General features: G+C 53.3%; 18 protein-coding genes and 1 pseudogene. 11 read left to right on the plus strand and 8 right to left on the minus strand.

What is annotated here, in order from left to right; all coding sequences use genetic code 11:
• Positions 1 to 47: 47 nt before the first annotated feature.
• Both SCARR_RS25855 and SCARR_RS25860 read left to right on the plus strand, forming a co-directional pair.
• Complete coding sequence (locus tag SCARR_RS25855) at positions 48 to 809, plus strand: hypothetical protein (RefSeq protein WP_136065275.1); 762 nt, start codon at positions 48 to 50, stop codon at positions 807 to 809.
• 165 nt (positions 810 to 974) lie between these two features.
• On the plus strand, positions 975 to 3,068 hold the full coding sequence (locus SCARR_RS25860) for a serine/threonine protein kinase (RefSeq protein ID WP_136065277.1): 2,094 nt from the start codon (positions 975 to 977) through the stop codon (positions 3,066 to 3,068).
• Here the strand turns inward: SCARR_RS25860 and SCARR_RS25865 are convergent.
• Positions 3,065 to 3,814 carry an RNA polymerase sigma factor gene (locus SCARR_RS25865; protein ID WP_222846471.1) on the minus strand — a complete coding sequence of 250 codons (750 nt, stop codon included), beginning with the start codon at positions 3,812 to 3,814 and terminating at the stop codon, positions 3,065 to 3,067. The two genes, SCARR_RS25860 and SCARR_RS25865, sit on opposite strands and share 4 nt — an antisense overlap.
• A gap of 69 nt (positions 3,815 to 3,883) precedes the next feature.
• On the opposite strand from SCARR_RS25865, the gene SCARR_RS25870 reads away from it, so the two are divergent.
• The 6 genes and pseudogenes from SCARR_RS25870 to SCARR_RS25895 all read left to right on the plus strand — a co-directional run.
• Entirely contained in the window at positions 3,884 to 5,374 is a 1,491-nt protein-coding gene (locus tag SCARR_RS25870) for a glycoside hydrolase family protein (protein WP_168433622.1), read from the plus strand.
• A 50-nt stretch (positions 5,375 to 5,424) separates the two neighbouring features.
• Positions 5,425 to 7,263 (plus strand): right-handed parallel beta-helix repeat-containing protein, encoded by a 1,839-nt coding sequence (locus tag SCARR_RS25875; protein ID WP_168433623.1) that lies wholly within the window; start codon positions 5,425 to 5,427, stop codon positions 7,261 to 7,263.
• A gap of 21 nt (positions 7,264 to 7,284) precedes the next feature.
• Positions 7,285 to 8,748, plus strand: a complete 1,464-nt coding sequence (locus SCARR_RS25880) for a sulfatase (RefSeq protein ID WP_136065286.1) — start codon at positions 7,285 to 7,287, stop codon at positions 8,746 to 8,748.
• Between the two features lie 20 nt (positions 8,749 to 8,768).
• Positions 8,769 to 10,277, plus strand: a complete 1,509-nt coding sequence (locus SCARR_RS25885) for an alpha-L-fucosidase (RefSeq protein WP_222846472.1) — start codon at positions 8,769 to 8,771, stop codon at positions 10,275 to 10,277.
• Positions 10,278 to 10,310: 33 nt separating this feature from the next.
• On the plus strand, positions 10,311 to 11,471 hold the full coding sequence (locus SCARR_RS25890; RefSeq protein WP_136065288.1) for an endo-1,4-beta-xylanase: 1,161 nt from the start codon (positions 10,311 to 10,313) through the stop codon (positions 11,469 to 11,471).
• A 48-nt stretch (positions 11,472 to 11,519) separates the two neighbouring features.
• A pseudogene (locus SCARR_RS25895) lies at positions 11,520 to 11,753 on the plus strand (MFS transporter); the annotation flags it as partial.
• 988 nt (positions 11,754 to 12,741) lie between these two features.
• On the opposite strand, the gene SCARR_RS28435 reads toward SCARR_RS25895, so the two are convergent.
• From SCARR_RS28435 to tnpB, 3 genes are all read right to left on the minus strand, one after another.
• Positions 12,742 to 12,900 (minus strand): hypothetical protein, encoded by a 159-nt coding sequence (locus SCARR_RS28435; protein WP_168433624.1) that lies wholly within the window; start codon positions 12,898 to 12,900, stop codon positions 12,742 to 12,744.
• A 112-nt stretch (positions 12,901 to 13,012) separates the two neighbouring features.
• On the minus strand, positions 13,013 to 13,303 hold the full coding sequence (locus SCARR_RS25900) for a hypothetical protein (RefSeq protein WP_136065290.1): 291 nt from the start codon (positions 13,301 to 13,303) through the stop codon (positions 13,013 to 13,015).
• A gap of 17 nt (positions 13,304 to 13,320) precedes the next feature.
• On the minus strand, positions 13,321 to 13,620 hold the full coding sequence (gene tnpB / locus SCARR_RS25905) for an IS66 family insertion sequence element accessory protein TnpB (RefSeq protein WP_168433625.1): 300 nt from the start codon (positions 13,618 to 13,620) through the stop codon (positions 13,321 to 13,323).
• Positions 13,621 to 13,713: 93 nt separating this feature from the next.
• On the opposite strand from tnpB, the gene SCARR_RS29170 reads away from it, so the two are divergent.
• The gene (locus SCARR_RS29170; RefSeq protein WP_168433626.1) at positions 13,714 to 14,010 is read left to right on the plus strand and encodes an IS66 family transposase; all 297 of its coding nucleotides are present in this window, start codon (positions 13,714 to 13,716) and stop codon (positions 14,008 to 14,010) included.
• Positions 14,011 to 14,336: 326 nt separating this feature from the next.
• Complete coding sequence (locus SCARR_RS25915) at positions 14,337 to 15,992, plus strand: IS1634 family transposase (protein WP_222846255.1); 1,656 nt, start codon at positions 14,337 to 14,339, stop codon at positions 15,990 to 15,992.
• A gap of 58 nt (positions 15,993 to 16,050) precedes the next feature.
• Here SCARR_RS25915 and SCARR_RS25920 read toward each other — a convergent pair whose 3' ends face one another.
• Together SCARR_RS25920 and SCARR_RS25925 are read right to left on the minus strand one after the other, a co-directional pair.
• Positions 16,051 to 16,641 carry a hypothetical protein gene (locus tag SCARR_RS25920; protein WP_136065296.1) on the minus strand — a complete coding sequence of 197 codons (591 nt, stop codon included), beginning with the start codon at positions 16,639 to 16,641 and terminating at the stop codon, positions 16,051 to 16,053.
• A 77-nt stretch (positions 16,642 to 16,718) separates the two neighbouring features.
• On the minus strand, positions 16,719 to 19,895 hold the full coding sequence (locus tag SCARR_RS25925; RefSeq protein WP_136065298.1) for a hypothetical protein: 3,177 nt from the start codon (positions 19,893 to 19,895) through the stop codon (positions 16,719 to 16,721).
• Positions 19,896 to 20,055: 160 nt separating this feature from the next.
• Between SCARR_RS25925 and SCARR_RS25930 the strand changes: the two genes are divergently transcribed.
• Positions 20,056 to 20,679: an RNA polymerase sigma factor gene (locus SCARR_RS25930; RefSeq protein WP_222846474.1), complete on the plus strand. Its 624-nt coding sequence runs from the start codon at positions 20,056 to 20,058 to the stop codon at positions 20,677 to 20,679.
• Positions 20,680 to 20,739: 60 nt separating this feature from the next.
• Here SCARR_RS25930 and SCARR_RS25935 read toward each other — a convergent pair whose 3' ends face one another.
• Entirely contained in the window at positions 20,740 to 22,806 is a 2,067-nt protein-coding gene (locus tag SCARR_RS25935; protein WP_136065300.1) for a serine/threonine protein kinase, read from the minus strand.
• 58 nt (positions 22,807 to 22,864) lie between these two features.
• The gene (locus tag SCARR_RS25940; RefSeq protein WP_168433627.1) at positions 22,865 to 24,196 is read right to left on the minus strand and encodes an outer membrane protein assembly factor BamB family protein; all 1,332 of its coding nucleotides are present in this window, start codon (positions 24,194 to 24,196) and stop codon (positions 22,865 to 22,867) included.
• Between the last annotated feature and the right edge of the window lie 34 nt (positions 24,197 to 24,230).

Genomic DNA, 24,230 nt, shown 5'->3' on the forward strand with positions numbered 1-24,230 from the left:
GTTGGCCCGGAGGTCGAGAAACGGACTTCATTCGAAAAAGGAAAGGAATGGACATGAAAATAATAAAAATTATCGCACTGGCGTGTGTATTCGCGGGGGCGGCGTTTGCATCGCCGATCTCATACTGGACCTTCGATGCTGATGCTGAAGGTCTGGGGATTAAGAGTGCCATCGATTCGGGAAGCCAGGCCGCCAACACAAAGTGGTCCGCCGACACCGTGGCTCAGGGACAGGTGACCGACGGCTTGGGGAGTTTTGTCATCTCCGGAAACGCATTAAACCGCTACTGTTCACTGACGGATTTGTCGGGCAATGAGGCCGCCTATAATCCCGCCTATGCGTCGGGCGTCTACCGGTTGGAATTGAATTTAGCATCATGGGAATTGGATACGGCAACCGCCGGCAAGGTCTTCGTGGCTGCCAGAAGCGGCGCAACAGAGCTCGCCAGGATTGAATTCTTTCTTACGGGTGCGGATGCTGTTACCGCCCAGTGGAACGTGGGTGCCGGCACATTTCGAAACCGCACCTTCACCGGGATCAATTCTGCCCTTTCGTTTTCTACCGAGCTTGATTTCGATAACAACACGGCGAAATATTATATGGGTGAAACGCAAATCGGCTTAGACTTCGCGTTTAACGCCGCGCAAATGGATAACTTTCGTTATGCTGCGATAGATTGGAACGGTAGCAGTACCGAAACCGTTAAAATCGACTCGATGGGCTTATCTGTGATTCCTGAACCCGCTACGCTGGGGATGGTGGTTGCAATGGGCACCGGCATACTTTTTGTACGTCGTCTAATGATATAGTCTGCGATCGTTTTTCCCCGTAAAGGATGGTTGAAAATACGCCTCGGTTTTCCGGGGCGTTTTGCTTGGTTACCGGCCTTTCCGAGTCGAGTTCTTCTCTGGCCAAACCGACTGTTTCGTGAGATTCTCAAGGCTTGTTTTCCGGTAGTCGGGAGAGAGGACGGTATGCGTGAAGATTATGATCAACTGAATGAGGATTTTGAGGATCGTCGGAGTTTGTTGGGTGAATTCTTCGAACCGGAAAAGCAGAGGTTGGATCCGGATGAAGAGTTGGCGCTGAACCCTATTTTCGAGGGACTTAAAGGGCAGTCCGCGCACTATTCCGACATGGCATTCGTTTGCGAAGGGGGCGAAAAGAAAATCTTCAAAGTGCGTGATTTGCGCACTGATCGTATTGTAGCGATGGCGAAACCGCTCTCTTGTGAAACGCCTGCGAAAAAAGAGGATTTTTTGCGGGAGGCTCGGCTGACCGCCTGTCTACAGCACCCGAATATCGTGACCATCTATGATCAGGGGCTGGATGATGACCATGTTCCCTATTTTACGATGGAGTTTATACATGGGGACAATCTCAGAACGATCATCGAACGGCTGGTGGATGACGATGAGGAGACGCAGGCGCGCTATCCACGGGAGCGGTTGCTTGAGATTTTTGTGAAGGTTTGTGATGCGGTCTCCTATGCCCATTCGCGTGGTGTGGCACATTTGGACATCAAACCGGCCAATATTCAGGTGGGGCCGTTTGGCGAGGTTCAGTTGTGTGACTGGGGGGTGTCAAAGGTTCTTTCAAGGGGATTTGATGAACAATTAGAGGGATGCCTTCTGGATGATGATCGGCCGAATAGCGATTTGTTGAACGATTTAATGCCGGTGGATATGGTGACGGGGACGCCCGGATTTATTGCCCCGGAGCAGGTTGGATCCGGCAAGCCGATCTCTGAATTGACGGATGTATATGCATTGGGGGCAGTGCTCTATTATTTGTTGACCTTTCGGGTTCCGGTTTGCGGCAAATCCAATCAGGAGATATTGAAAAAAACGAAGGCCGGGGAGTTGGTGCCCTTAATGTCCCATTCCGCCGGCCGGTTTATTCCAAAGGGCCTGGCAGCGGTCGCACGGAAAGCGTTGTCGCTTGACCCGGAAGATCGTTACGTTTCAGTGCAGGCTTTGAGGTCGGAGCTGGATCGCTTCATGACGGGATTTGCAACGGAGGCGCAGCATGCCGGTCCGTTGCAACGTGCGGCTCTTTTGCTGAAACGCCGCCCGGTTGTGTTTCGCGTGATTGCCATCTCCATTGTAGTTTCCTTGTTGGTGTTGATCATTTCATTTTTTCGAGTGGTCCATGCAAAGGAAGAGGCGGTGAAGGCAAGAAGCACTGCGGAGGAAAACCTACGGCTTTATATTGAGGCATCCGACCGTTCGAATATGTTTGCTGATAACGTTCGTAAGGTAGCAGTCGGGTTCTATCAGCAGGAGAATTTCATGGAAGCCAACGCGAAGGAACACCTGTTGAAACTGCAGCTTCAGGAGACTTTGGATGAGCAACGCAGGAAGCAGATTACCCACAAGCTGGCGATGCTGCATTTTGTGCGGCAGCAGTTTCATCAGGCCAATCCCTATTTCCGTCAATCGGGCTGCGATCCGGAGACGGATCGCTTTTTCGGACTTTCCGAGGAATTTGTGAAGAGGAAGGGGCCAGGGGGTGGGTGGCTCGAAAGAGATGTGCTGCTGGAGCTGATGAACAGGGTTCCGGTTGCGTACGACAATATTTTCAATGCGTTGGGCCACTATTATCTGCAAACGAAATTCAAGGCGCCACTGGATTCGGAGGAAATTCTTCCGTTGATTGAAACGCTGCTGGATCGTCTGAACCATCAGGGCCAGCATGCCGAAAAGAGGCATACGTTGGCGCTGGACCAGGTGGACGGCGGATGGCGGTTGTCGCTGGCAGGGAAATCATATGCGGTGTTAAACCTTCCGTTGACGACGGCCAGAACCGAGTCAAATGTATTGAATCCATTGGGGCTGTATGCGCTGGATATCAGCTATAGTAAGATCAACGACCCGTTGCAACTGGAGGGCTCCGGCATTAAAGAACTGGAGATGCGCGGGGTGAACTGGGACCGACCGCAGATTCGAATGCTGAACCGTTTGCGTTTGAACAAGCTGACGCATTCGCTGGATGTGTCGGATGCCTTCCTTCAGGAAGTTCTGCCGAATGTTGAGCTGGTTCGGGTTAATAAAAGTTTAACTTTTTAGAGCAGATCCTCACGCAGTTGCTGGATTTCGGCGAAGAAACGGGATTTGACGCGCGCTTTAAGCGTGTTGATTGAGTTGAGGCCAATGCCGGTTCGCCGCGCGATCTCCTCGCGCGCAACGCCTTCCAGGCTCAGCCGGAATACCTCCATTGTTTTTTTGCTGAAGCAGGGCTCAATCTTTTTCATGGCTAGGTGGGTCAGGTGGATCTGCCATTCTTTTTCGGCAATCGTATCGATGTCCGGCAGGCGGATGGATTGAAGATAGCTGAGAGAGGCGTCGCCAGCGGCTTTTTTTTCTATATCCTGTCGCCGTGAGCGGGATCGAATGAACTGTTTTACCTCGTTTTTAGTGAGCATGGCCAGATAGCTGCGGAAACGGCGGATCTCATCAGTCTTCATCCCCGGGAGCTTTTCCCAAAGCTTTATGATGACTTTCTGATGAATCTCTTCGGTGTCTTGCTGCGAGATATTCATGTTTCGGATCACGGCGTAGATGTAGCGCGAGTAGATCCCGGCAAACTCTTCCCAGGCGGCTTCGTTGTATTGATCTTTTACGCGCTCGATCAGGGTCTTGCGGGTAGAGAAAGTTGGCTGAGTATTATTATCGTTACACATGAAATGAATGTATCGCATAGCGGGGTGAACGCAACAGATAAGTTGATCGACGAGGGCCTGGTTCATCTCTTCGGATCCGCCTAGCGAATTGGAGCTTCGGTCGTTGTGAAAAAAGTACTTAAAATTGTTCATCTTACCCGGTGAACGGCATCTATCGGATGTAACGTTGATTAAAAGGACCACGGGATGAAGAAATCAGATATGAATCGTTGGCTAACTGTCGTGTTGACAGGGGTGTTTGTTTTCAGCGCGGCGGGAGGGGGTGCAAGGCCTCTGTCGCTGGAGCTGTTGATGGAAAAAAGCCGGCCCTTGAATAAGGAATGTTACGGCTCGAACCTTCAGTTGCAGTATAGCCCGATCTGGTTCAACCATCCCGAGTTCATTGAACTCTACAAGGAGACGGGCAAGCCGTTTATCCGGTTCCCCGGTGGTACGACGGCCAACTTTTACAATCCCGAGACGGGCTTGATGTCCGAGGACACGCCCTACAAAAAGCATGACTTTTCCTCGCTGAACAACAATATCCGGAAATTCAGAAACGGGGGCGGCAACACCGATGAAGGGTTTTTGGAATTTGTTAAGCAGACCGGCTCGCGCTACAGCGTGGTGTTGAACGTCAGTACCCGGACGGTGGCGCAGAACCGTGCATGGCTGAAGAGCGTGAAAGCCCGGGGTTTTGAGATGACCCATTTCGAAATCGGCAACGAGCTCTACTATAATTTCTTCGACTGGGCCGATGCCGGCAAGTCGGCAAAAACCTACATTAGCCGGGCAAAGGAAAGCGCGGCTATGATCCGCTCTGTTTTTCCGAAGGCCAAGGTCGGTGTTATCGTCCCCAGTCACATCTACATGTTCGAATCGTACGGCGGGCGGCAGGACAAGCTGCCAAAACGAATGCAGCAGTGGTATGACGCAATGGAGAAAGAGACTTTTTTCGATGCGGTTGTGATCCACTTATATTCGAACATCGGCATGAAGTCGGGAACGAAGGTGGAGGATTTTATCTCCGTTGCCCAAGGCTATGAAAATGTGATTGGCTATGCGGAGCGCAATCTCGATTCGGCCCTCGATATGCTGGAGAAAAAATTTCCGGATAAGGAAATCTGGGTGACGGAATATGGTGTGAATGGCTTTAATGGTACGCTGGCCGAATTCGGCCTGCGCGATTCGCACCTGGGCTGCCTGCACAGCGATCTGATGCTCATGCGCTATTTTTCCCGACCCTCCGTAAGCATTGCGCATTGGCACTCCTTTAACGAGTTCTATGAATGCCGGCATGGAGCCACGCCCGGCATCAAGGATGAACGATCAAACCAATATGCGCACTTCAGCCTGTTTGCCGAGCCGGTCCTTAACAGCGAGCAGTATGTCCCGGTCAAGGTTGACCAAGGCGCCCAGCTGGAAGCCGGAGCGTTTGTCGGGAAGAGTAAAGGTTATGTCATTGTGCTCAACAAGCGAGGTGAAACCCATTCCCTGAAATCACTGAAGTCGGGCAAATTTATTCGCCTGACGGGTGCGCTGCAGTTGACCCTGTCAGAAGATCTTTCGCTGGCCACGGCGATGGAAGCTGCCGACAAAATGGAACGGGTTGAATTGCGCGATGATGCACTTCGGTCTGTTGTTTTTCCTCCCTATTCGATTACCCGTCTGGAATATGAATTTGATGCAGGGCAGGTTGTTGCTGCACCCTGAATTTTAAAAATAAAGGTTTGAAAATGTACGAGAGCAAGAGACGACTTGGATTGTTGACGATAGGAATGCTGCTGGTTGCGGGGTGGGCCGGGGCAACGGAATATCATGTTTCAGTACAAGGAAAAGCCGACGCTCCGGGGACGGCAAAAAAACCGCTGCGGACCATTCAGTCCGCCGCGAATCTTGCGATGCCGGGCGATACGATTACGGTGCATGGGGGCATCTATCGCGAACGGATCGACCCGCCGCGCGGGGGCACGTCTGAGGACCAGCGTATTGTCTATCAGGCCGCACCGGGTGAGAAAGTGACCATCTCCGGAGCTGAAGAGGCCAAAGGTTGGGAGCATCAGTCTGGCAATGTCTGGCTGCTTTTCCTGCCGAACGATTATTTCGGGGCGTACAATCCGTTCTTTATCCCTCTTCAAGGCGACTGGTTTTTCCCATTAAAGCAGGAACATAAAGTCGGGGCAGTTTATTTCAACGGCAACGAAATCAACGAAGCCGCTGCGCTGGAAGATCTGTACGGAACCTGCCATGGCAAAAAGTGGTATTCCAAATCGGATAACCAGGGCACCTGGATCTGGGCCAACTTTGTCGGTATGCCGCCGGACGGTGAAGTGAATCCGAACAAAGAGAATGTTGAAATCAGCAAACGCCGCGCCGTTTTTTATCCGTCCAAACCCAACATCGACTACATCACGGTGCGCGGCTTCGAACTGACCAAGGCCGCGAATCCCTGGTCGCCGCCGACCACCGAGCAGATCGGCCTGATCGGTACCGGCTGGAGCAAAGGCTGGATCATCGAGAACAACGAGATCACCCGGGCGCGCTGCACGGGGTTGACCTTGGGCAAAAACTTCGACCGGATGGATGGGCTGATGGACTATGGCTACAACGCTCACTACCAGTTGGTGGAACGCGTGATTGCTCGCGGCGACTGGACGAAGGAAAATATGGGTGGCCATCTGGTGCGCAACAACACGATTGCCTATTGCGGGCAGTCCGGCATCGTCGGTAGCCACGGTGCCGCATTTTCCACCATCACCGGCAATGTGATTCATGATATCTTCATGTATAAATCGTTCGATGGTTTCGAACAGGCCGGTATCAAGTTCCATGCGCCGGTCGATACCCTCATCAGCAACAACCTGATCTATAATTCCGGATGCAAGGGCATCTGGCTCGACTGGATGTCGCAGGGCGCGCGCGTGACGGGCAATGTGCTGTTCAACCATCAGGAGCAAGACCTGTTTGTGGAGGTCAACCACGGGCCGTTGCTGGTGGATAACAATATCCTTCTTTCGGATGAATCGGTGCGGGATGCCTCCCAGGGCAGCGCCTACGTACACAATCTGTTCGGCGGAAAGGTGGTGCAGCGCGCGGAACACGAACGCCTGACCCAATACTTCAAGCCGCACTCGACCGAGTTGGTGGGCCGTTCCAAAATCTTCGATGGCGACGACCGCTTCTACAACAACATCGTCATGGACGATTCCGGTCTGCGCAGTTACAACAACTGCAAAGAGGAGGTTTGGATGGATGGAAATCTCTTCCTTTACAAGGCGGTTCCTGCCGACAAGCTGGAAAAAAAGGCGCAGTTCGACCAAGAGGCCGATACCCGTTTCCGGATTCGGAACAACGGCGGAAAAGTATTTCTCGAACTGGATCTGAACGCGGAGTGGGCTAAAGGACAGACGCGTGATTTGATTACCACCGAAATGCTCGGCAAGACTCAGATCACCAGGCAGACGTTTGATCATGCCGACGGCTCTTCGGTGGCCATCGATACCGATTTGTTCGGCAAGCCGCGGAATGCGAAAAATCCGTTCCCCGGCCCGGTCGAGCTGTCCGGTTCCGTTAAAAAAATTCAGATTTGGCCGCGTAAATAAAATACTTCAAAGGAGAAAGCTATGATTCCAAGGTTTGGAAAACTCGCGCGGACAGGGCTGTTGGTAGCTCTTTCCGGTTTCACGTTTCAGGGTTCAAGTTTCGCTGCGAAGCCGCCGAACGTATTGTTCGTGGCGGTCGACGATTTGCGGACGGATCTGGGCTGCTACGTCGCGGACTACATGAAAACGCCCAACATTGACAAGCTGGCCAACGGCGGCCTGCTGTTCGAGCAGGCCTATTGCCAGCAGGCGGTTTGCGGCCCGTCGCGTATCAGTCTGTTGACGGGGCTTCGGCCGGATACCACCAAGGTGTACACGTTGGATCAGCCGCTCGATAAAGAGCTGCCCGATACGCTGACGCTGCCTCAGCATTTCAAGCAGAATGGATACAAGACCATCTCGTTGGGTAAGATCTATCACCACGGCACCGATGATAAAGAGTTCTGGGATGTGCTCGATAGTTGCTCCGCTCCGAAATATGCCAATCCGAAAAATGTGGCGCTAGTCGAAAAACTCACCAAAGAGGCCCATGCCAAAGGGCTGACCAAGGGTAAGGAATTTCGGAAAGCCACCCAGGGGCCGCCGGTTGAATGCGCCGATGTGCCGGACAATACCTATGGCGATGGAATCACGGCCGACCGGGCCATTGAGGCGATTCGCAACAAAGGTGATGAGCCGCTCTTCCTTGCAGTAGGTTTCAGAAAGCCGCACCTGACCTTTGCTGCGCCGAAAACATACTGGGATCTCTATGATCACGACACAATCACGATCCCGTCGCACGACCGGCCAGAGGGTGCCGCCGATCTGGCTTTTACCACTTGGGGGGAACTGCGCGGCTATCACGGTATGCCGGAAAACGGCGGTGTGACCGATGAACAGGCCAAGACCCTGATTCACGGCTACCGCGCCTGCGTCTCCTACATCGACGCCCAGCTCGGGCGCGTGCTCGCCGAACTCGATAAACAAGGGTTGCGCGAGGATACCATCATCGTCCTCTGGGGCGATCATGGCTGGAAGCTCGGTGACTATGGCGACTGGTGCAAGCACACCAACTTTGAGCTCGATACCCATGTGCCGCTGATCTACAGCGGCCTCGGCGTTCCCGCGGGCAAGCGCTCCGCAGCGTTGGTGGAATTTGTCGATATCTTTCCGACGCTGGCCGAAGCTTGCGGGCTGGAGGTTCCCGAATGTGACGGGCTCAGCTCGGTTCCGCTCTTCAAGGATCCTTCCAAACCTTGGAAAAAGGCCGCCTTCAGCCAGTATCCCCGGGGCGGGGGCATGGGCCACACGATCCGTTCCGGAAAATGGCGCTACACGGAATGGAAAAACTCTAAGGGAAAGGTGACCGCCCGCGAGCTTTATGATCACAGCGAATCCGATATCGCCACGGTCAATCTGGCCGATCACCCCGAATACAAAAACGTGGCTAAAAAGATGGCCGCCATTCTCAAGGCCGGCCCAGAATCCGCGCTTCCTAAAAATTAAAAACAGCAGAGGAATTTAAGATGAAACGGATATTAAAGTGTGTTGGGTTTGTTTTACTGACCGTCATGACGGCCGGAACGACGCAGGCGGCGGCAGAGAGATATGAGCCGACCGAAAAATCGCTGGAGCGGCACAACGCGGTGCCGGAGTGGCTGAAGGATGCCAAGCTGGGAATCTATTTCCACTGGGGCGTCTATTCGGTGCCAGCCTTTCATGATGAATGGTATCCGCGCAACATGCATCTGGAGTCCAAAAAAGATTACAAACATCATCGGGAAACCTACGGCGATCCAGCGGATTTCGGCTATCACAACTTTGTTCCGTTTTTTAAAGCCGAGCATTTTGATCCGGAGGAGTGGGCCGACCTTTTCCAGAAGGCCGGCGCGCGGTTTGCCGGCCCGGTGGCGGAGCATCATGACGGCTTCTCCATGTGGGCGAGCAAGGTGACCCCATGGAATGCAATGGATAAGGGGCCGAAGCGCGACATTCTCGGCGAGCTTTTCCAGTCGTTGGAAAAACGGAATATGAAGACGATTGCCACCTTCCATCATTCCCGCAATCTGCAGCGGTATGCCAAGACGGCGGAAAAGGAGTTCGAAAAGAAACATCCGTTTGCCAACAGTCATTTCCCGTACAAGAAGGGGTGGCCGACCGCTTCGGATGACAAAGAACTGAAGTATATGTATGGCAACATGCCGGAAGCGCAGTGGAACGAAGAAGTCTGGCTGGGAAAACTCAAGGAAGTGATTGATAACTATAAGCCGGATATCATCTGGTTCGATACCTGGCTGGATAGTGTTCCGCTAGACTACCGCTATAAGTTTTCCGCCTACTACCTAAATGCGGCAGCATCCTGGAACAAGGATGTCGCCATCCTCAGAAAACAGGAAGATCTTCCGCTCAGCTTTTCACTTAACGACCGTGAAAAATCGCGTGAACCCAAAGCGCTTCCGCAGCTTTGGATGACGGACGATACGATCAGTACCGGAAGCTGGTGCTATACCGAAGATCTGGAGATCAAGCCGCTCTATAAAGTGGTTCACGCCCTCATTGATACCGTCAGTAAAAACGGGGTGATGCTGTTAAATGTTTCGCCGAAGGCTGATGGCACCATTCCGGATGTACAGCGTAATTCGTTGCTGTCTTTGGGAGCATGGCTGGAAGAAAACGGTGAGGCGATCTACAGTACTCGTCCCTGGATTGAAGCGGCAGAAGGTCCTACGGCCGAGCCGGGCGGCGGGTACAAAGATCATAAAAAATTCCTGGCCTTGGAATATTCCGCCAAGGATATCCGCTATACGGCTTCCAAGGATGGAAAAACCGTGTATGCATTCACTATGGGCATCCCGAAAAAAGGCGACTCAACGGTGTTGAAAACCTTTGCCGAAAAGAAGGTGGCCGTTAAGACCGTCACGTTGTTGAACGGCGGGCAGGTGCATTGGAACATGAGGGCGGAGGGGCTGAAAATCGAGCTGCCGAAGGCTTTGGAAGAGGCGATGGCCGTGATCTTTAAGATCACGTTGAAATAGCCTCCTGAATACAAAAAGAGTACGGACAGAAAAATGAGACATCCATGGAATAAAATTCGACCCTGCATCATTACAATCGCGATCGTGCTGTCGCTATCGACGAGCATGGCCGCTTCTCTCCAGGATATGGGGATGGCTGAACTGGCGGAGCTGTCGCGTCCGGGGTTTATGATTGGCGCGCATCTGAAGGAAAACCAGATCAGCGGCAAAGCCTCTGAAGTTATCTTGAAGAACTACAATCAGGTGTCCGTGGGGATCTACCAGAAAAGAACCCAGTCTGAATCACGCGAGGGGTGGGACTTTTCGCGGGCGGACCCGGTCATTGAATTTGCCGAACGGAATAATCTGACGGTCTATGCGCATCCCATGTTCGGGTCGGACGGCTATCTCTCTGAATGGTTGCGGGAGGGCCGTTTCAGCGATGAGGAGCTGCTGGAAATCATCGAGGAGCGCATCAAAATCATTCTGACCCGCTATCGCGGAAAGATCGATATCCTGGATGTCTACAACGAGGGTTTGCATCGGGACCGGCCCGGGTGGCGCGAGGAGGAAAATATGTTCCTCCGTTTGGGCTGGCGTGAGAATGAGATTGGCAGGTGGCCCATTATGCTGGAAAAGATGCTGATCTGGTGCCGCCAGTATGGCGGAGAAGAACTCAAGCTCATCTACAACGACAATCGCAATGCCCTGCCGGACATGCCGCAGACCGAGGAGTGCATCACCCTTTACCGGGCCTTGAAGCAGGCCGGTATCCCGATCGACGGCATCGGTATCCAGTGTCATACCAAGATTACGACGGATGGAATCCACCGACCCAACGGCCACGAAAAGGACAAGGGATCGCGCTTCGACGGCGAAGCGTTTGCCCGGAATCTGCGGGCGTTCGGTGACGCGGGAATCGAGGTCTATATTTCGGAGAGCGATGTCCATCTGTACGGAAAGATTGATAAGAAAAAGCTGAACCTACAGGCCGAGGCCTATCGTGCGATGCTGAAGGCCTGCATCGAAGAGCCGGCCTGCAAGGCTTTCAAGACCTGGGGCTTCACCGATGCCAGCTGCTGGAAGCCCATGAGCAAACAAAATCCATCCTACAAATATGAGCCTTGTCCGCTGGTGTTTGATCATAACCTGAAGCCTAAGCCAGCCTACGAGGCGATGAAGTCGCTGCTGATTGAACGGATTGGGGAGAAGTAAGGTCGCGCGGAAACAATTTTTAACCAGTAGAAAAATGAGAGGCAAAAGATGAGCAAAGATACGACGAATATGGGGTTTGTGATTTTGATCAGTGTGGTCGCCACAATTGGCGGCTTCCTGTTCGGGTTCGATAGCGGGGTGATCAATGGCACGGTCGATGGATTGCAGACCGCGTTCAACTCCGACAGTATGGGTACCGGCTTTAACGTGGCCTCCATGTTGCTCGGGTGTGCCGTCGGCGCATTTTTTGCCGGGACGCTGGCGGACAAGCTGGGTCGCCGCACGTGGTCGGTACGAAAACTAATCTGCGGCGGAAGCGACTGTAAACATTGACCGAAATGGAAGAAAATGGGTGAAAAGATATCCGAGCAGAGTGAGTGAAGGTTTAGAAACAGCCGATGAGTACCCGAAAAACAGCCGAATTTATGCAGTCAGGGCGTGACGAAACATCCGTTCAATGCGAACGAGGGTGTGTGCTCTGATGGTACTGGCGGAGGTACAGCTACGCAGCTTTGCGGTAGTAAACGCGATGACTCCGTCGAGGCGTTCTTCGCGTTTGAAGAACAAATGCAGGTGAGAGCAAACTTCGAACCACTTTAGATGCTGGATCATTGGAGTGCCATGCCATGGAAGATGTTGTAATATATGTGTATGTGGTCGTTCATGAGCAGTTTAGGATCATGCTAAGTCGTGCGTTAGGGTTCGGCAGGGAAGCAACCAATCATCCGCATCCTCCGACCTGTCTCTGGGCGAAGTGCTGCTCAAGGCAGCGTCGCTTCAGCAGATTGTTGCTGCTGCTGGAAAACCTCCTATAACCAGCTCGAGAACTGCTTCTGCACACTTTGCACGGCTACGGAGCTTATCCATAGGAAACCTATTTATTTCCAAATATGTGAGGTATAAAAAGTAAGTTTCTTATGGCGCGGTATTACAACCGTGCAACGTGTGCACAGCCCGGAAATCTAAGGGGATAAAATGAGTGTTTCTATATGCCCGGTGTTAACTGTTGACCCTGAATCACCTGGAGATAAACTAATGCTATAAGGTTTGGGTATGTACGACCGGACACATTGGTTCCGCTCTCTAACTCGTCGTTGGAATGGGAGCATGTGCGCCGAGGTATCTGGGTATTGGCGGCTCCTCCGCGATATTTGATAGATCAGGGGGAGTCGCTCTTTTTTCCGCCCGCATATAGCATAGGTAAAAATAATCAATACCGCCCCGGCGGTTATGCCAGAGCGGGTTGAAGAACCTAGATGAACATCATTCACTACTTATATCCCTTCCCGCAGCAGAAGATGCAGACGATGTTGGTGCCGGCGTGGAAGCCGGTGCCTTTGCAGTGCGTGCAGCGCATCTTGAACATCGTGCCAGCACTGCAAGCGAGTGTGGCGATCAGCAGCAGTCGGGTGATGGTTTTTCGATTCATGGTTATTCTCCTTATGGGTTTTAAAAACAGTTTCTATTCGCAGATCTTTTGAGCAAAGCTGGATATGGGGGGAGCGAAGCGCTCCATACCAACCCGGCACGAGGCCGGGCGGTCAGTTACTGAGCTGGCGGGATATGCCGATCAACTCGGAGATGCTCTTTTCGCGCATCTGCTTCTCTATCTTTCGCCGAAGTATTTCCTCCACGGTTGCCTTGGTGGCCACCCCGGAGCCGGCCACCACCGCCACTACTCCGGCGGTGGTCAGCGCGAATCCAGCTAGGGCTATCCCGGCGCCGGCGACGAGCGTCAATAGTCCGGCAGAGATCCACTTCTCTGCCTCGGACTTCTCGACGTACACCACGGACAACATACCTGTAGCGATCAGTATTCCGCCGATGGCCATCACCCCCTGACCTAACGTCACCAGCCCCGGGCCGAGCATAATGCCGCCGACTCCGGCTTCAGCGACATCTTGCTTTTCGCCACAGCCTTCGGCCAACTAAACGTTCCCTGCTCCAGCCGCTTCACCGATACCCAGCACCCTGTCCCGTCGAAACAGAGCACCTTGATCCGGTTGCGCGAGCGATTCGAAAAAACAAACAGCGCCCCGTCCTCCGGGATGTCGCCGAGTTCGTTGCGCGCAACCGCATACAAGCCGTTGAAGCTCTTGCGCAAATCCACCGGCTCAACCGCCAGCACCACCTTCAGATTTTGATTCATATGAAACATCATCGACTCCTTGGTTAATTGAAGTCGCCGATATTATCTCATAGCGGAATTTTGGATAGGGGGACGAATCTCGGTCGCTTACGATTGATCCCCGGTGCCCGCGAATACAACGAGATTTTCACCTTTATTGATTTCGGCGGCCCGCCAACCAACAACCATGCCGAACGCGCACTGCGCCCCCTGGTCATATTCAGGAAGACTTCCATGGGAACGCGCAGCGCGGCCGGGTCCGAAAACATCGGCGTCTTCGCCAGCCTGGCCCAAACCGCCAAGCTTCAGGACGCGTCCGTCATAGAGCTGTTCAGCGCACTGCTCACCGGCACGCCCAACCAAACGCAGACTGTTCTTTTCGATGGTTCAGGCGAAACGCAAATCAGCTAAACTGTCACCTTTTATTAACTTTTTAATGGAGGGAAGCATGGAAAACAAGAAGAAATTCAAGCCGGATCCAGATCTTAAGCCGAACTTCTGAGGAAATACGGCTCCTTCTGCGATGCAATCCTCTCGCACTCAATGAGTTAAACAAAAAGAATGTCCAAGTTTTTCAAAATCTGTACCCATGTAAACATAAACTTAGTGCTTGCATGTTTCGCTATGTCGCATATTGTGCGGCCATGTATATAGAACGAGTGCCCAATCGAAACTCTCCGCCCGCCGTCCTCTTGCGGGAGTCGTGGCGGGAAAATGGAAAAGTCCGAAAAAAAACAGTGGCTAATCTGAGCGGATTGCCCGATGAACTCGTCGAGGCGCTTCGGGCGGCCCTCAAGGGCGAATCGATCCCGGCATCGGAAGGGATTGCATCTCTTGAAAAAGCCATATCCATTCATGACGCCCGCCAGCACGGCCATGTTGCAGCCATCCATTCTGTGCTGAAAAAGTCGGGGCTGCTGGGCATGATCGACTCAAAACGTTCCCGTGAAAGGGATGTGGTTGCGGCGATGATTATTGATCGCATTATCAGCGGGGATTCCAAGCTCGCAACGGTTCGCCATTGCGACCCCCAGACCGCTTCAACCTCTCTGGGCGAGCTACTCTCCCTTGAGGATTTGCATGAAAACGAGTGCTATGCGGCAATGGATTGGCTGCTGGAACGACAGGATAAAATCCAAAAGAAACTTGCGAAAAAGCATCTTGCCGACGGCGCCCCCGTACTGTTCGATCTTTCATCCTCCTATTTCGAGGGGCAATGCTGCGAGCTGGCCCAATTCGGGTATTCCCGCGATCATCGGGGGGATCGCAAGCAAGTGAACTACGGAATCTACTGCAACACCGCTGGTACGCCCGTCGGCGTCGAAGTCCTGGCCGGGAACGAAAGCGACCGCATTGCCTTTCCCATAGCGGTGGAACGGGTGCGAAAGGATTTCAACCACAAGAATGTCATCTTCATTGGCGACCGCGGAATGATCAGCGGAAAAGCCATCGACGAATACCTTCGCGACGAAGAAGGCGCGGACTGGATCACGGCGCTCAATGCCGCCTCCATTGCAAAGCTTGAACGGTGCGGGAGCATCCAGCTCACGTTCTTCGACGAATGCGACCTCGCGAGCATAACCCACCCCGACTACCCGGACGAACGCCTCGTCGTCTGCCGCAACCCCGACCTCGCCAAACGCCGCTCAAAAAGGCGCGAAGCCCTTTTGCAAGCCACCGAAAAACTTCTCGCCGAAATCATCAAAAAGGTCGAACGCAAAAACAAACCCCTGCGCGGCAAGGATGCGATCGGGGTGGAGGTCGGCAAAATCATCAACAAGAAAAAGATGGCGAAACACTTCAACCTCACCATCGAGGACGACACCTTCGCCTTTGACCGCAACGAAGAAAAGATCCGTTCCGAATCCGCCACCGACGGCCTCTATGTCATCCGCAGCAGCGTCGACAAAACCCGTATGACCGACCAGGAACTCGTGGCCAACTATAAAAACCTCGAAATGGTCGAACGCGCCTTCCGCTCCCTCAAATCCATCGACCTAAACGTCCGCCCCATCTATCACCGCCTTGACAACCGAGTCCGCGCGCACATCTTCATCTGCATGCTCGCCTACCACATCGAGCACCAAATGCGCAGCCAGCTAGCGCCCCTGCTTTTCGCCGACGAACAAAAAGAAACCGCGGCCGAACGCGATAGCGTCGTCGACCCCGTCAAACGCTCCGACTCCGCCAAGAAAAAAGACCAAACCCGCCGCACCCCGGACGGGCAGCATCCCATATCGAGCTTTCGCGACATTCTCAACACCCTATCCGCCATCACCCGCTCGCGGGTCAAAGTGGAAGGCCATAAAAAAGGAGACTTCAAAACCACCTCAACCCCGACTCCCTACCAGCAAAAAATACTAGAATGGCTTGGAGCAACGCGAGGAATGTAGCCAGCAGCAAGAAAAGCGTATTTGTGCAACCGACTCACAGTCGGTTAGATACGCATATTCATGCCGAGAAGTTCGGGTTAAACGTAATCTTTCCAACAATGAATTGCACTACGTCTTTCCCTGTCAATGCGAGGGAAGTCCCTACAATCCGGTTACCGGTATCATCCCAGACTGCAGCCTGCAAGTTGGCATCATCGCTGTTCACGAATCCAAAACCGGCGTTTCCGTCAAGCGTGACGTCCGGTATGCTGCCATCTTCGGCCAACGGGCTTCCCGCAATCGCAAAGCCCTCATTCTGCCCCGGACGTAGCAACACGCTGAACCAGAGTTCGGGCGTGGCATCCAGATCGGCAGTCAGCGTGCGGGCCAGATATTCTGTTCCACCCGTACTGACTCGATCCAGACGATTACCGGAAACCTCCAGGGCTCCCCAGCTGTCGCCGCCTTCCAAAATCTGGAAGTTGGAATCCCCGTCGACCGGTTGACTGCTCGTCCAAGCATCACTGAACCCCGTTCCACCGTTCAGTCCACCGACCTGACCGATCCCAGTCGAGGCTGCGTAGTCAAACCCCTCGTAAGCCAGCAATGCAGCCTGCGTGGTCCCGCATACAACCGCGACCGTTGCCGCAGCTATAAATTTTTTATTCATTTTTCTCCTTTTGCTGTTTTTACTTATGCACCGGGAACCGAAATTCCCGATGCACTACATCTTTATTTAAACAACCGTCAGTCTTTTTGCACCTGCAGGCGGATAAACTCGGCCGATACCTCCGTATCTGTACGATTAGTGACCGACTTGTAGCTATCGACCGTTTCGGAGTCGCCTACGAAACTAATTCCGGCGACATTCCAGTTCGTGTAGACGAGGTTATCGCCCGCTTCGACCGTATAGGTCAAGGTGTCGTCATCCGTGCGCTCGGTATGCACATAGTAGAGCCAGTTGCTTCCACCATCCACGTCTGTGAACGAGTCAGGAAGGATCGAGGTATCAGGATCCGTCGGATCGCCGTTGAGAGCATATTCGATCAGGTTGTTGACGCCATCGCTATCGGGATCGGATTCCAGGGCGGTGTCGAAGAAGCCAGTGAACCCGGCAGCCCATCCATCGTATCCGGTCAGCACGGCATCACCGGTGCGAACCAGCTCGACATTATCGACGATCATGTCGGGTCCTTCGCGATGGTGGAACAGGATCACGACGTCCTGATCATCCAACACCTGCATATCGGTCAACGAAACCGCTTCACCGGACACGTTGTTTGAATAGTCCACCTTGCCGAGCAGGGCAAACGCTGCAGAGCCGTCGGCGACCAAGTAGGGATTGTCACCGGGCGTATGCTTGATGCGCACCTGGTTAACATCGCCGGTCAGATCCTGAGAAAGGGCATAGACCTCAACACTGGCCACCGATGTATTGGTTTGGAACGTATCCACAACGTCCAGGTCCAGCGTTAGGCTGTAAACACCGGAGGTCAGCGCGATGGTATCCTGCACCCCCACGTCATCATATCCGGACTCACCGCGGCGAAGAACAAGCAAGGAAGCTTTGATTGTTCCCGCGCCGGTGATGGTTCTGAACTTCTGGTTTTCCCAGATAACATTCGAACCGCGCCAGGTGTTGGCGATTGAAACCCCATTGCTGTCCGTTCCCGCGTTTGTGTCGGTCTGATCCCACAGGATGATGGCATTTGTTGCGCCCGCATCGTTGAAGTCGGCCGCCAGCACGGCATTGGGCGAATTGGGGGTGTCCGTGTTGGGATCGAATTCGCCGACGCGCGTCAGGGTCAACTCATAGATATAGGGTTCGGCATTGCCGCCCGATTGAATCAGGAATACGGCGTCCTCCCCGTCCTGGATGTTCAGGTAGACGGAGCCGGTGGTGCGCGCAATGAGATTGGAGCCGATCAGCTTCCCATTCGGATGAACCCGGTAGTATGCCGAACCAACGTTTTCCGGCTCAACGTATACCGGATTGTCAGTACCCAGATCGAATTCAACATAGTTCACCATGCTGTTGGTATCGTAGGCATCTTGCCCAATCAATGCATAGGCCCCGAAGCCCCACATGTTTTCTGTATTGGGTGTTCGCGTCATTTCGAAATCGAAATCATAACGATACAGGCCGTTGCTCAGCACCATGGTGTCCTGCGGGCCGAAATTATCCATACCCCGCGTTCCGCCCTGAATCAGATTAACCGTGCTCCGGTTGTTTCCGCCGGATTTCACCCACAGATACCCATCATTGATGCTGTGGGCAACATTCGCTCCGTACCACTGATTGGTGGCCAGTTCAAAATTATTCAACTGCAGTTTACCCCCATTATCGGTATTGATATTGGAAGGATTGGAGAATACCTGCTGAATCACACCATCCGGCAGGTTGGCATAGGAAACCGATACAGCCGTTGTGACCGTATAGTTGGTCGTTCCTCCGGCTTCCTGCCAGGTGATCTGAATATCTGCCGTTGCACTGTCCTTATTCTCCAACTGGCCACCGCTGTTATCAAATGTGACCTGAATCACGGAGTTGGACGGTTCTGCATCCGGAATCGTAAACGGAGCAGTCAGCACACTGAATCCGTTGGTAGAGGCGTTGACCACGTTGATGGCCGTGATCTGCACATTGGTATGTCCGGGTCGACCAGCCACGTAGGAAACCGATATATCGTTGGTTACCGCCGTTGCCGGATATGCAAGCCCCAAGGCCAAGGTGTTGTCATAATTGAATCTTGTAAGCGGATTGTTGAAATCCCCGATCAACTCAACGGCATTAGTGTTAGAGACTCCACTTCCCACTTTTGTCCACACAATATCCACAGAACCCGTGGCATTGAATCCTTCGCTCGCTCCTGTGATATTGGTGACCGCAGTGGCATCAAACGCAAATTCCAGCAACGCATTCGAAGGAATCGGATCTGTCATGGTGAACGGCGTTGCAGTCAAAACGCTGAATGCATTGGTGTCGGAGAGATTCAGCGCCGTGATTTCCACGCCGGATACATGGTTGTCATATTCCACCTGAATACTGTTTGTTGCCGTAACGGCAGGAAAATCCGCACTAATGACCTGCTGATCTTCCGGCAACAGGTTAAAAATGAATTCCGCGGAAGCCGCCACAACGTCGGCATAGGCAGTTCCGATGCGCAGCTCATCCATTCCCGGATTACGATTGGTATTCTTAGCGACCGTATCCAGTAGAGATTCATCACCATCCACTTCAAGCGTTGCAATAAGTGTTGCATTCGCTAACTCCAAATCCACGCCTACGGAATAGAGTTTAAAAACATCAGCGCCACCAGTGCCCGTATTAAACGAAATATGACCCACAAGGAAAACGGTATCGCCGCGCACCAGCCCAATATCACCTGACGCATTGTACGTTGGAGTCCCGCTATTATCCCATACGCCCACCGAAATACCCTTGTCTGTATCAGGATAGTTATAATCTTTGTTAAAAAAGCCGAAACCAGGCCCAGAAGAGAGGTTGAAAGAGGTGTCGTTAGCAAACGGGCCACCACCAATGGCAAAATGGGCGTTGTCTCCACCCTTCCAAAGCAAGCCAAACCACAAATCAGTTGCTCCGTCCAAATCAGCGGAAACAGGACGGCTCAACTCCTCGGTGCCGCCCGTAGCTTCTCGGAAGAGTTGATTGCTGCTCACGGTCAGCGATCCCCATGTGGGACTGCCGGCGGTAATGTTCCAGTTTGCAGTTCCGGAGGTGTCGGTAACAATCCATTCACTGGCAAATCCAGTTCCGCCGTTTAATCCGGTGTTTCCGGTTCCGGACCACAATCCTGTCGAAGTCGTCGGATACTCGAATCCTTCGTAAGCCAACAGAACGGCCTCGGCCGATCCCGCAATGGCCAAAACAGCCGCTAGTGCCAGATAATGCTTAATTCTCATGATTTTCCTCCTACTTGCTTTTCTGAACCTCAGATACACCTGCGGAACGCATGCATCCCGCCCACATAGTTGGTAATGCCGTCATCTACCTTGGTTTTGACGTTTTTACGAAAAAAATGTCTTTTCGTATAAAAAACCTGCAATGTGGCGTTTCATTGATATGATCGATGACATGATAAAAGGCTCGAACGACCAATATGCCACCCGCAAGACGCTGATTGCCCGCGTGCAGGATCAGCAGAACGAACGGGCGTGGGAAGAGTTTATTGAGATCTACAAGCGGTACATCTATGCCGTGATCCGCAACATGAATATATCCGAGGCCGATGCGGCCGATATCCACCAGAAAATCATGATCAAGCTCTGGAAGCACCTGCCACAGCTCGACATCAACAAGATCACCCGCTTCCGCAGCTATCTGAGCACCATCACCAAGAATGAGGTGCTCCAGTTTATTCGCTCGAGCAAGCGGAGGGTTGCCCGCGAAGAAAAAGCGGCCAACGACGCCACCCTGAGTTATCTGGACAATATCCGCCTGCCGGACATCGATAAAATTGAAGAAAAAGAGTGGCGGATCCACCTGACCAACCTGGCGCTGAAAAACATTGAATCGCTCTTTTCCGACAACGCGATCCGGGTATTCCGGCTCAGCATTACCGGGCTTTCAACCGAAGAGGTATCCGAAAAAACCGGTCTTTCCATCAGTACTGTCAACACGCTCAAGTCGCGCGTGAAGAGCCGCTTCAACACCGAGCTCGAGGAACTGAAGCTCGATTTGGAATAAGATAAGGTACGTAGTCCCGCCTTTAGGCGGCCAGTCCGCAGAAGTCGCCTAAAGGCGCGACTACATGCTGTTTTCCACCCGCACAAACTCCACCTGCGGTGCATGCTTGCGCAGATATTTGTCGGGATGTTCCAGCGAATGGAACACCTTCCTCACCTTGAGCCGCTCGAAAATATAGAATTTATAAACGGGAATATCCTCCAGTCCGGCAATATTCAACTCATCAACCAGCATGCCGTTAATGCGCTCAAGATCGGTGAGCCCCGAACGGCTCAGATCCAACGAATGCAGCTTGAGCGGCCGAAGTACATTGGCCTGCCGGATCGGCACAGGGATCGGCATGATGAAAATGGAATAGGGTTCGCCCGAAAGGGATAAATGTAGCCCCTGGTCTCTTGAAGTCAGCTCCAGGCGACTCATCGACTTTTCGGTATAGGAAAGGTTGTTAAGCGTATCGAGCATCACCTCGACCACGGGGAGAAGCTCCTCCGCAGACATTCTCGGATGCTCACTGAAATAATAGTAGGCCATATAGTAGGCCACATACCGGATGTGGCGCTTGACCTCATTGAGCAACGCCACCATTTCCTCGGCATTCAACCATTCATGGTCGGATTTGTTCGCCCCATACTGCAAGGCGAGATCGCGGCAGGCTTCGTACCGCTTGCTGACCTGAATCCGGCTAAAGCACTCCCCGGCTTGACGAAAATCCTGCACCACGAAATGGAGCAACGCCAAATACTCCAGCATTACCTGCCGATTTCCCGGGTCGGTCTCTTGCTGCAAATGGCTCGTGATCGCCTTGATCTTGCCGGGTGCATTGAGAAAGTCTTCATCGTTGATAAAATCTAATGCCGTGGCGCGAATACTATCGGAAAGGGCCATCGAGACCTCGGTTTCCTGCTTATACAGCACCAGGTTCCGCTGGGCCTCGTTGCGGGCGGCCTCTGCCTCCCGCTTCTCGCCCAGCACCCTGAAAAAAGCACCAACCCCAACCAAGAGAAGAAGGAAGAAGGAAATCAGGGCCACACGGAAGGCAAATGGCCGCCTTTTGATCAGCAACCCCGCTTGAACCACCCACCCGGCATCCTGCGCCTCGGTGGCGAAGCCCATTAGGAACCGGTCAAGCTCGTCGCGGAACGCCTGCACGCTTTGGTAGCGATCCGCCGGATCGAGTGCCAGCGCTTTCATTACCACCGCTTCAAGGCCAGAAGAAACATGCCGACCGTATACCGCTTTCGACGGCGGTTTAATGTTTCCATTAAGCGTCAACTCGGCGACTTCCAACATGGACTCCCCGGATACCGGCGGGCGGTAGACCAACATGAAATATAATAGCGCTCCCAGCGAATAGATATCGCTACGCGTCGAAACCTTGCCGTGCGATACCACCTGCTCCGGAGCCATAAATCCGGGCGTACCCTTCACGAATCCTGTTTTGGTGAGATCATTGAGAATGTCGCCATTGGGCAGCTCCTCCACCGGCACGTCCACAGCATTTACATTGGCTTCATTTCGTAGCACCTTGCCCAGCCCCCAGTCGCACAGCAGCGCTTCACCATAGGGCCCCACGAAAATATTTGATGGCTTGATATCAAGGTGCAGGACGCCGCGGGAATGGGCATAGGCTACCGCATCACATATCTTCACAAACAGCTCCAGCAATCGGGGCAGCGGAAAACGGCGGATATAACTTTCATCCCCGGCTTGCAGTTTTCGAATGATCTCCTTCAACGTGTCGCCATGGACATATTCCATCGTAAAGAAAGGATTGCCGTCCGCATCAAGTCCTTCATCATGAACCGACAGGATGTTGGGGTGTTGCAGACAGGCGGTAAGCCGGCCTTCGCGAAGAAACTGTTCTTTCTGCTCCTCCGAAGCATCTTCAAGCGGCTTGGCCAATGCAACAATCCTATCCGTCCGCAGGTCGCGCACCTTGAAGATGCGCTTTTCCCCGCCTGCACTGACGAAGGTTTCATCAGTATAGTGTCCCTTTTCATTCCGCAACGAATCAAGAATAGGACGGAGATATTCATAATCCCCATCCGTGGTTGATTCGTAGAGGTTTCCAAGGTCTGGAAGCCGTTCACCCAGTTCCTGTTCAAGTTCTGAATAGTCGTCGCTCATTAGGGAGATACGTTAGCAGAAGGTTTCATTCCTTCCAAGGTGGGGACGGCTCGCCGCGCTACTGGCCGATACAGTAGATGGCTTTGTCGGTCCGCATGAGCAACTGGTTGTTCGAGACGGAAACGGAAGCATTCACCCGCGAGTCGTCGTCCTGGAACGTGTTGACCGCCAGCAGCTCGAACTCGGGCTTGGCCGCAACGACATAGGTGCCGTTGTGTTGCGACGGGGCGTAGAGCTTGCCGTCGGCCGCCAGCATCGACGAATAGATCAGGCCGGATGAAGGTTCCAACTTTTCCTTGTAGACCACTTCGCCGGTTTTCGCATCCAGACAGAGTGCCGATCCTTTTTCGTGCATAAAGTAGAGGTAGCCGTCGAGGTATACCGGGGAGGTGACATTCGAGCCCTCTCGAACGCTCCAGAGAACGTGGCTCTCGTCCACGTCGCCCCGACCGCCGGCACGCACCGCAATGGCGGTGTTCTTGCGGGCACCGATCGCATAAACAACACCGTCGTGAGAAACAGCACTGGGGCAGAGATAGCCATCCGGCGGACCGGCACAGCTCCACAGCACCTTGCCCGTTGCCGGATCAAATCCCGTTAATTTGGATTCTTTTACCTTCCCCGAACCCGGCAGGTTCAGCACGAGTTCCTGCTTGCCGTCCACATCGACCAGCATCGGGGAGCTCCAGCATTTGGAAACCCCGGTGACCGTCCAGACTTCCTTGCCGGTCTTCTTGTTCAAGGCAACCATGGATTTACTTTCAACACTGGCATTCACAATCACCAAATCCTTAAAGAGCACCGGCGAGGTTCCGCACCCCCAGCCATGCGTCTCGGAGCCGAGATCGGCCTGCCAAAGCACATTGCCGTCCAGATCAAAGGCATAGACCCCCGAGATCCCGAAGAAGACATACAACCGCTCGCCATCGGTCACCGGCGTGCTCGAAGCATACCCGTGCCAGGTATTATTTTTGCCTCCGCTATACTTCGATTCTGGCATTTTGGCTTTAAACGTCTTGTCCCACAAAACCGTTCCGGAGGTGCGGTCGACGCAGACCAGATGCCGCTTCAGCCCTTCCAGCTCGCCCGGATTTTCGATGGTCTCCCCATAACCGGAGTAGCAGGTCACAAAAACCTTGTTTCCCAGAATGACCGGACTTGAGGTTCCCGGGCCTGGAAGATTGGTTTTCCACACCACATTCTTTTTGGAATCCCACGTCGACGGCAGCCCCTTGGCCTCCGCCTTGCCCTGCCCGCCGGGCCCGCGAAAACCCATCCAGTCGCCCGCAAACACCGTCGTTGACAATGCCCAGCAAACCAGCACAGCGGCACATACCCCGCGGCGATTCAGCACAATCCTTCCCCCGCAAACATACTTTCCAGGCCTCATCACGTTCTCCTTATCATCATTAAAAGTTAGGCTG

The sequence above is a fragment of the Pontiella sulfatireligans genome, from assembly GCF_900890705.1.
GTDB classification, from domain to species: domain Bacteria; phylum Verrucomicrobiota; class Kiritimatiellia; order Kiritimatiellales; family Pontiellaceae; genus Pontiella; species Pontiella sulfatireligans.

Bases quoted from the DNA above. Each gene is read 5' to 3' on its own strand.
- SCARR_RS25860 (WP_136065277.1), top strand. From the start codon at position 975: ATGCGTGAAGATTATGATCAACTGAATGAGGATTTTGAGGATCGTCGG.
- SCARR_RS25865 (WP_222846471.1), bottom strand. From the start codon at position 3,814: ATGAACAATTTTAAGTACTTTTTTCACAACGACCGAAGCTCCAATTCG.
- SCARR_RS25855 (WP_136065275.1), top strand. From the start codon at position 48: ATGGACATGAAAATAATAAAAATTATCGCACTGGCGTGTGTATTCGCG.
- SCARR_RS25900 (WP_136065290.1), bottom strand. From the start codon at position 13,303: ATGGCCATCGGCGGAATACTGATCGCTACAGGTATGTTGTCCGTGGTG.
- SCARR_RS25935 (WP_136065300.1), bottom strand. From the start codon at position 22,806: ATGAGCGACGACTATTCAGAACTTGAACAGGAACTGGGTGAACGGCTT.
- SCARR_RS25880 (WP_136065286.1), top strand. From the start codon at position 7,285: ATGATTCCAAGGTTTGGAAAACTCGCGCGGACAGGGCTGTTGGTAGCT.
- SCARR_RS25890 (WP_136065288.1), top strand. From the start codon at position 10,311: ATGAGACATCCATGGAATAAAATTCGACCCTGCATCATTACAATCGCG.
- SCARR_RS25885 (WP_222846472.1), top strand. From the start codon at position 8,769: ATGAAACGGATATTAAAGTGTGTTGGGTTTGTTTTACTGACCGTCATG.
- SCARR_RS25940 (WP_168433627.1), bottom strand. From the start codon at position 24,196: ATGAGGCCTGGAAAGTATGTTTGCGGGGGAAGGATTGTGCTGAATCGC.
- SCARR_RS25920 (WP_136065296.1), bottom strand. From the start codon at position 16,641: ATGAATAAAAAATTTATAGCTGCGGCAACGGTCGCGGTTGTATGCGGG.
- SCARR_RS25930 (WP_222846474.1), top strand. From the start codon at position 20,056: ATGATCGATGACATGATAAAAGGCTCGAACGACCAATATGCCACCCGC.
- SCARR_RS25870 (WP_168433622.1), top strand. From the start codon at position 3,884: ATGAATCGTTGGCTAACTGTCGTGTTGACAGGGGTGTTTGTTTTCAGC.
- SCARR_RS28435 (WP_168433624.1), bottom strand. From the start codon at position 12,900: ATGAATCGAAAAACCATCACCCGACTGCTGCTGATCGCCACACTCGCT.
- tnpB (WP_168433625.1), bottom strand. From the start codon at position 13,620: ATGAATCAAAATCTGAAGGTGGTGCTGGCGGTTGAGCCGGTGGATTTG.
- SCARR_RS25925 (WP_136065298.1), bottom strand. From the start codon at position 19,895: ATGAGAATTAAGCATTATCTGGCACTAGCGGCTGTTTTGGCCATTGCG.